4 protein-coding genes are annotated in these 8,224 nt (G+C 65.9%); 1 reads left to right on the top strand and 3 read right to left on the bottom strand.

The window, feature by feature from the left end; all coding sequences use genetic code 11:
* Nucleotides 1–69: 69 nt before the first annotated feature.
* Together feoB and FUT88_RS13120 are read right to left on the bottom strand one after the other, a co-directional pair.
* On the bottom strand, nucleotides 70–1,935 hold the full coding sequence (gene feoB / locus FUT88_RS13125; protein WP_147215706.1) for a ferrous iron transport protein B: 1,866 nt from the start codon (nucleotides 1,933–1,935) through the stop codon (nucleotides 70–72).
* A 46-nt stretch (nucleotides 1,936–1,981) separates the two neighbouring features.
* Nucleotides 1,982–2,290 (bottom strand): ferrous iron transport protein A, encoded by a 309-nt coding sequence (locus FUT88_RS13120; protein ID WP_147215704.1) that lies wholly within the window; start codon nucleotides 2,288–2,290, stop codon nucleotides 1,982–1,984.
* Between the two features lie 685 nt (nucleotides 2,291–2,975).
* Between FUT88_RS13120 and FUT88_RS13115 the strand changes: the two genes are divergently transcribed.
* Nucleotides 2,976–6,527, top strand: a complete 3,552-nt coding sequence (locus FUT88_RS13115; protein ID WP_147215702.1) for an EAL domain-containing protein — start codon at nucleotides 2,976–2,978, stop codon at nucleotides 6,525–6,527.
* Between the two features lie 21 nt (nucleotides 6,528–6,548).
* Here the strand turns inward: FUT88_RS13115 and FUT88_RS13110 are convergent, their stop codons facing one another.
* Entirely contained in the window at nucleotides 6,549–8,138 is a 1,590-nt protein-coding gene (locus tag FUT88_RS13110) for a PAS domain-containing methyl-accepting chemotaxis protein (protein ID WP_147215700.1), read from the bottom strand.
* Nucleotides 8,139–8,224: the final 86 nt, after the last annotated feature.

Here is an 8,224-nt window from a genome sequence, read left to right as displayed (position 1 = left end):
CGGTCAGCGACAATGCGCTCAATGCCACGACGGTGGCGACAACGCCGGTTTCGACAACGTGGTACACGCTCATGTCAGCACCCGTGCGATCTGGTAGGTGGCGAAAGCGGCCAGGTAGGCCAGCGCGAAAAGGTAGCCGGCGGTGCCCGCCATGACCTTCCACGAGTTGGTCTCGCGGCGGATGGTGGCCAGCGTCGAGATGCACTGCGGCGCGTAGACGTACCACGCCAGGAAGGCCAATGCCGTGGCCAGCGACCATTGCTGCGAGATGATCGGCGCCAGCTGCGCAGCCGCATCTTCATGCGTTGCCGACAGCGAGTACACCGTCGCCAGCGCGCCCACGGCCACCTCACGTGCCGCCATGCCCGGGATCAGCGCAATACACATCTGCCACGTGAAGCCGATCGGCGCGAACACGACTTCAAGCGCACGGCCGATCATCCCCGCAAAGCTGTAATCGATGGCCGGCAGCGTGGCGTTGGCCGGCGGTGCCGGGAACGTCGAGAGGAACCACAGCACCACCATCATCTTGAGGATGACCGTACCGATGCGGCGCAGGAAAATGCGTGCCCGCTCGACGAGGCCCACGATCAGGTTGCGCACGCTGGGCAGACGGTACGACGGCAATTCAAGGATGAGCGGGTGCTCGTTGCGATCGCGCTTCAGGTACTTCAGTACGTAAGCGACGACCAGCGCCGACACGATGCCCGCCATGTACAGCCCGAACAGCACCAGCCCCTGCAGATTGAACAGGCCCCACACCTGCCGCACCGGGATGAACGCGCCGATCAGCAGCGCATACACGGGCAGCCGCGCTGAGCAGGTCATCAGCGGTGCAACCAGAATCGTCACCAGCCGGTCGCGCGGGTCCTGGATCGTCCGCGTGGCCATCACGCCGGGAATCGCGCACGCAAAGCTCGACAGCAGCGGAATGAACGAGCGCCCCGACAACCCCGCGCCTGCCATCAACCGGTCGAGCAGGAAGGCCGCGCGCGGCAAATAGCCCGATTCTTCCAGCGACAGGATGAAAAGGAACAGGATGAGGATCTGCGGCAGGAACACCAGCACGCTGCCCGTGCCGGCGATGATGCCGTTGACCAGCAGGCTCTTGAGCATGCCGTCGGGCATGACATTGCCGACCCACACGCCCACGGCTTCCACGGCACCCTGGATGCCGTCCATGAGCGGCTGCGCCCACGAGAACACCGCCTGGAACATGAAGAACATCAGCACGGCCAGCAGCATCAGGCCCAGCACCGGGTGCAGGACGATGCGGTCGAGCCGGTCGTCCAGCTCGGCCGTGCTGCGCGGCATGGTCACGGCGGCATCGAGCAGGCGCTTCACTTCGACGTGCGGATCCGCATCGGCGGGTAGCCCGACCGGCACGGCCGGCAGTTGTTCGTGATCGATATGCGCGACAAGGTCGGCCGCGCCATTCCGTTTGATGGCCACGGTCTGCACCACTGGCATGCCCAGGGCGGTTTCCAGCTTGGCGCGGTCGATGAGAATGCCGCGGCGCTCGGCCGCGTCCACCATGTTCAGCGCCAGCACCATCGGCAAGCCCAGGCGTTGCAGTTCCAGCACGAAGCGCAGGTGCAGCCGCAGGTTGGTGGCGTCGACCACGCAGATCAGCATGTCGGGGCGCGACTCGCCGCGGAACGTGCCAAGGCAGATATCGCGCGTGATGGCCTCGTCCGGGCTGGTGGCGACCAGGCTGTAGGCACCCGGCAGATCGAGAATCTGCACATGGCGGCCGGACGGGGCGGTAAAGCGGCCTTCCTTGCGCTCGACCGTCACGCCCGCATAGTTGGCGACCTTCTGGCGGCTGCCCGTCAGCAGGTTGAACAGCGCGGTCTTGCCGCAGTTGGGGTTGCCCACCAGGGCAACGCGCAATGCGGGTGTGGAAGCGGAGGAGGAAGAAGCGTGCATCTGCATGAAGCCGGATAAGCGGAGCCGTAAAGCTGCGGCAGTGGGAGGCGGGCTATGCCGCCTCGCGCACCTTGGCGGGCGGGGCCGTTTCGGAGGCCGGGATGGCGGCGGCGGGTTGCGTGGCCGATTCGGCGCGCACGCGCACGCGGGCAGCCTCCTGACGGCGCAGTGCAAAGCGGGTAAAGCCCACCTGCACGACGAGCGGATCGCCGCCGAACGGTCCGACGGCCACCACGCGCACCTCTTCGCCCGTTACGAACCCGAGTTCGCGCAGGCGTTGGCTGATGGGATCGGCGGGTTCACGGTCTTCAACGTGATCCACCACCGCCGTCGCCCGGCGGGAAAGCTCGGAAAGCCGCATCGTGCGTGATCGTTAACGTGACGTGGTAAGGCAAGGAAGCTAAATGCGAATCGTTTTCATTATAACGCAACATCCCGTGTGACGGACTGCGGCACCGGGTCGCTAGGATGGATATTTCGGAGGACGGGTTGTTGCGGAGCGGGGCGTTGTGCGGAACGCACACGCAGACGGTGTCGGCGGCCAAATTCGCTGCCCATGCAGGGTTTTTCCCAAATTACCCTATCCTGGGTATTGGCCTGACCGGGGGCCATTGCCTATTCTTCAACTGCGCTGAACTTCCCCGTTCAAAGCGTATTCTTGAAGCCACCGGATACCGCTATCCGGTGGCTTTTTCTATGGGCGCGCGCCCTCTGCGGGCGGCCTTCGCCCAAGGGTGCCGTCTCCGTGACCACGAGCTTGCAGTGCCATCGATCTGGCGGCGGCAACGGTGCCCCGGGCGCCATATCACCGACGCTCCCGGCGCCCCTCATGCCGCCTGCCGCGCCGATTTGCGGCCGGGTCGACTACAGGCTATCCACAAGTTGCGTGTGATAGGAATTGCAAGCAAAATGCTTGCGCACTGCGTCAGCCGTCAGCCGGCACGATGCCGCAACTGCATCGTGCGCCGAGGGATGGTCCTTGAGCCGCGCATCGTGCAACCGCAGAGTGCATCCGCTCTCCACATAAGGCTCTACCGGTCATTCAAGTGCCGAAGCACGCTTTCTTTCCCACCACGCTGCGCGGCCGCTTGCTCGCCCTGGCCGCGGTGGCCGCCTTGCCGGCCATCGTCGTGGCGATTGCTGGTGTGGCGCTCTACCGTGACCGGCTCAATGATCACCTTGCCCAGCATCTGACCCATGAAACCGAGGCCGCCGCCGCGCGCGTCGGCATGGTGCTCTCCAACGCCAATACGCTTCTCTCGGTGCTGCTTGCCGACGATTCTGCGCTGCGCATGGAGCAGCAAGAGTGCAGCAGCTTCGTCAATCGCGTCTTCCATAACCAGACTGAACTCGCGAACCTCGGCATCATCGACGCCCACCGCAAGCTGGTATGTACGCCCGACACGGCGAAGCTCGGCGTCGATCTGTCGGACCGGCCGTACCTCAACGAGATCCTGGCGACAGGCCAGCCTTCCTTGTCGACGTTCGTGACCGGGCGCGCCTCCAGCCAGGCGGTACTGATTTTGGCGCGGCCGATGGCAGGCAGCGACGGCGCCATCCGCGGTGTGGCGTATGCGGCCGTGCGGCAGAGCGCATTGATTGCGGCAGCCGTGGATGGCATGCCGGAAGCGCCGGTCTATCTGGTGGATGCCGACGGCAACGTGCTGTCAACGCAGGGCACCTTGCGCGCTGCGCAAGTGCCGGCCGTGGTGCAGGGGCCGTTGCTGGCTACAGCCGGGCAGCAGCCGGGCGAGCCGCTGCTGGTGGACGACACCGACGGCGTGCGCCGCGCCTACGCCGCCATGGTGGTGCCGCATGCTGCCGGCGGGCATTTGCGGATCGTGCGGGGCGTGGACGCCACCGACATCGTTCGCCAGCAGCGCAACGTGACGCTGGCCGGCGGGGGCGCCATCGTCCTGATGGTCGTGATGCTGCTCGCACTGATCCAGTTGGCGCTGCGCCGGATGGTCATGCCGCGCATCGACGCGCTCGTCGACGCCGCACGCCACTACGCCACGGGCGATTTTTCTGCGCGCGTGCCGGAGCACGGTGCCTCGCGCGACGAACTCTCGCTGCTTGAGCGCACCTTCAACGAAATGCGCGCCGCCATCCAGCGCCACGACGCCACCGTCCACCGCCTGACCGAACGCTTTCAGCGCGTGGCGCGTGCCACCAACGACTGGATCTTCGACTGGGATATCGCGACCGGCGAGTCCTGGGCCAACGCCAGCCTACATCGGCTGCTTGGCAGCGACGCGCTGCTGGGTCCGGGGGACGACGACGGCGCAGGTGGGGGCACGTCGCGCACGCTGACCTTCCAACAGTTTGTACACCCGGATGACGTCGATGCCTTCGCCCGCGAGTTGCGCGCGGTGCTGAATTCGGACCGTGACAGCTGGCAGCACGTCTGCCGGGTGATCGACGCCAACCGCGCCACGCGCACAGTGGAAATTCGCGCGAGCCTTTATCGTGATCAGAATGGCCGCGCGGTCCGCATGGTCGGCGGGGTGACCGACATTTCGCAGCGCTCTGCAATTGAACAGGAACTGCGCAGCAGCGAAGCCAACCTGCGCGTGGCGGAGCAGATTGCGCTCCTGGGCAGCTGGCGCTGGGACGTGCTGCGCGATTCGACCACGTGGTCTTCGGGCATGTACGTGTTGACGGGCATGCCGCCGGGCGCGCCGCCCGCCTTTGCGCAGCAGGCGCAGTTCTTTACGGCCGACAGCTATAACCGCCTGCGTGAAGCCGCCAGCCGAGCCGTGACCGAGGGTGAGCCGTACTCGCTTGACCTGGAGATGATCCGCCGCGACGGTGAGCACCGCTGGGTGCTATCGCGCGGCAATATCGAGCGCAACGAGCGCGAGGAGGTCATCGCGCTGTTCGGCACCATGCAGGACATCACCGAGCGGCGTGAATCCGACGAGCAACTGCGCCTGCTGCGCCGCGTGGTCGAATCGGTGCCGTCGGGCATTACCGTGGCCGACGCGCAGCAGCCCGACCTCCCGATCGTGTACGTGAACCCCGGCTTCGAGCGCATGACGGGTTATCGCGCAGAAGAAGTGCTGGGCCGCAACGCGCGCTTTCTGCATTCATCGGAGCCGGGGCAGCCTGCGCTCAACGAAGTGCGCGCCGCCCTGCGCGACGAGAGCGAGATCCGCGTGCTGCTGCGCAATTTCCGCAAGGACGGCCACGCGTTCCTGAACAACTTCCTGCTCTCGCCCGTGCGAGATGCCAAGGGTGCGGTCACGCACTACGTCGGCATCCAGGACGACGTGACCGAGCAGGAGATGACACGCACGCGCCTGGCGCAGCACGCCACGATCGATCCGCTCACGGGCCTGCCCAACCGCACGCTGCTGGCCGACCGGGTGCAGCAGTCGGTGGAAATGGCCGCGCGCCAGCGCAGCCGCTTCTATGTGGCGCTGGTCAACATCGATCGCTTCAAGGTCGTCAACGATAGCCTGGGCCACCTGCTGGGCGACGAGGTGCTGCGCCGGGTGGCCGAGCGCCTGCGCGATGCCGCCGATACGGTGGACACCGTTGCACGCTTTGGCGGCGACGTGTTTGCATTGGTGATCTCGCACGCCGGTTCGCGCGGTGTCGATTTCGGCTTTGATCTGTTTGCCGAGCCGGTGCGCGTGGAAGGGCACGAGGTGTTCGTGACGGCAAGCATCGGCGTGGCGGAATACCCGGCGCATGGCGCGGACGCCGATACCCTGATCCGCCATGCCGAGATGGCGATGTACTACGCCAAGCAGAACGGCCGCAACCGCCTGGAATTCTTCGCACCCGAGATGGACATCGGCGTGTCGTACCGGCTGAACCTGGAACACCAGATTCGCGCCGCGCTGGAGCAGGGCCAGTTCCGCCTGCTGTACCAGCCGCAGATCGACACCAAGACCGGTCGCGTGTGCGGGCTGGAAGCGCTGATCCGCTGGATTCATCCGACGCGCGGGTTGCTGCCGCCGGCTGCGTTCATTCCGGTGGCCGAAGAGAGCGGGCTGATCGTCGAGATCGGCAACTGGGTCTTGACCGAAGCCGCGCAGCAGCGCGCCGAGTGGCACAAGCGCGGCCTGGCTGATGACCTGACGCTCGCGGTGAACGTGTCGCCCTTGCAGTTCAAACGCGGCACCGTGCTGCCGACGCTGCTCAAGCTGCAGCGCCAATATGGCCTCGGCTCGGGCTTCCTTGAACTGGAAGTGACCGAGTCGATGCTGATGGAAGGCACCGAACGCACCATCGAAGACCTCACGGCCATTCGCCAGCTTGGCGTGCGCATTGCCATCGACGATTTCGGTACGGGGTATTCGAGCCTGGCGTATCTGAAGCGCTTGCCGATCGACCTCATCAAGATCGACCGTGCCTTCGTCAAGGACATCGACCGCGATTCGAACGATGCCGCCATCTGCACGACGGTGGTCGTGCTGGCCCACAACCTTGGCGTGAAGGTGTGCGCGGAAGGCGTGGAAGATGCCGCGCAATCGTCCTTCCTGGCCTCCCACCAATGCGACGTGCTGCAGGGCTATCACTTCAGCGAGCCGCTGTTGCCCGATGCGGTGACGGCATTGCTGGAACGCGACACGCGCTTCACCGTGTAAGGCACGCCTGCCGTGGCGGCGCTATGCGCGGAACACCGCGACGGCGTGCTTCAGATCTTCCGACTGGCGCGCCAGCACCGACGTGGCGGCCGCCGCTTCTTCCACCAGCGTGGCGTTCTGCTGCGTGACGCCATCGAGCTGCGAAACCGACGCATTGATCTGTGCAATGCCGCTGCTCTGCTCGCGCGAGCTGGCCGAGATTTCCGACATGAGGTGCGTGACGGTCTGCACCGATTGCACGATCTGCGTCATGGTGGCACCGGCCTTGTGGACGAGATCAACGCCGTCGCGCACGGACTGGTCGGATGCGCGGATGATCTCCTTGCTCTGGGCGGCGGCCTGCGCGCTGCGTTGAGCGAGACTGCGCACCTCGCCCGCGACGACTGCAAAGCCACGGCCTTCCTCGCCCGCACGCGCAGCTTCAACCGCAGCGTTGAGCGCAAGGATGTTGGTCTGGAACGCGATGCTTTCGATGGTGGCGATGATCTCCGTCACGCGCTGGCTGTCGGCGCGGATGGCGTCCATGGTTTGCACGACGCGCTGCACGACCTGGCCGCCGTCGGCCGCGATCGTCGATGCCTCCTCGGCAAGGGCGCTGGCCGTGCGGGCATGATCGGCGTTCTGCGCAACCATCGACGTTAGCTCTTCCATGCTCGATGCGGTTTCTTCCAGCGCGGCAGCCTGCTGCTCGGTGCGGGCGGACAGATCATGGTTGCCGGCGGAAATCTGCAGCGTGCTGTGCGCGACGCTGGCGGCGCCGTCCTGGATGTCGCGCACGATCGACGACAGGCTCGCGCGCATGGTGCCCATGGCGCGCATGACTTCGCCCAGCTCGTCGTTGGAGCGGGCTTCGACCACGGTGGTCAGATCGCCGGCAGCCAGTCGCGTGGCCAGCATCGCGGCTTCTTCCAGTGGGCGGATGAGCGTGCGGGCGAGCAGCACGCCTGACCCTGTTGCCAGCCCCGCGCAACCGACACCGGTGAGCCACAGCCAGTCGCGGCTGAACACCAGCCACGCTGCGCCATGCAGATCGGCAGCTTCCAGTGCGATGTGCGCCCACAGCGTGCCGATCAGGATCGCCGATGCAATCAGCGTTTGCAGCCCGATCACCTTGAAGCGCAGGCTGTCGATCTGGAACAGATTGACGGCGCGCCGCCATCCCGTGCGCAGAATGCGGCCCGCGCGCACGGTGTACGAGGTGTCCCCTTCGTTGATGGCGGTATAGGCGCGTTGCGCGCGCGCGATCTGCGCAGGCGTGGCCATGGAACGCACCGACGTATAGCCGACCACCGCATTGTTCTGAAACACCGGCGTCACGTTGGCCAGCACCCAGTAGAAGCCGCCGTCCTTGCGGCGATTCTTGACGAAGCCGCGCCACGGCTTGCCGGCTTGCAGCGTGGCCCACAGATCGGCGAAGGCGGCTTCGGGCATGTCGGGGTGGCGCACGAGATTGTGCGGCGCGCCCACCAGCTCTTCCTGCGTGTAGCCGCTGATGCGCACGAACGCCGGGTTGGCGAAGACGATGCGGCCCTTGAGATCGGTGCGGGAGATGAGGTAGTCCGTCGGGTTGAGGGCGGTTTCGGCTTGGGTGACCGGTAGATTTTTGCGCATGGTGGTGCCGCGCTTTGCGGCGCGGATGGACGGAAGGAGGGTGCGCGTGGGCCGCCACGCACTGTCCTGTCTTGCATCGGCACGCC

Origin of the sequence: Ralstonia sp. TCR112 (assembly GCF_007997035.1) — a bacterium.
GTDB lineage: Bacteria > Pseudomonadota > Gammaproteobacteria > Burkholderiales > Burkholderiaceae > Ralstonia > Ralstonia edaphi.
The sequence above is the reverse complement of the archived record's forward strand: the minus strand, read 5'-3'. Positions and strand labels throughout refer to the sequence as shown.

Excerpts from the sequence above, each read along its gene's own strand:
- FUT88_RS13120 (WP_147215704.1), bottom strand. The coding sequence starts at position 2,290 with ATGCGGCTTTCCGAGCTTTCCCGCCGGGCGACGGCGGTGGTGGATCAC.
- FUT88_RS13110 (WP_147215700.1), bottom strand. The coding sequence starts at position 8,138 with ATGCGCAAAAATCTACCGGTCACCCAAGCCGAAACCGCCCTCAACCCG.
- feoB (WP_147215706.1), bottom strand. The coding sequence starts at position 1,935 with ATGCAGATGCACGCTTCTTCCTCCTCCGCTTCCACACCCGCATTGCGC.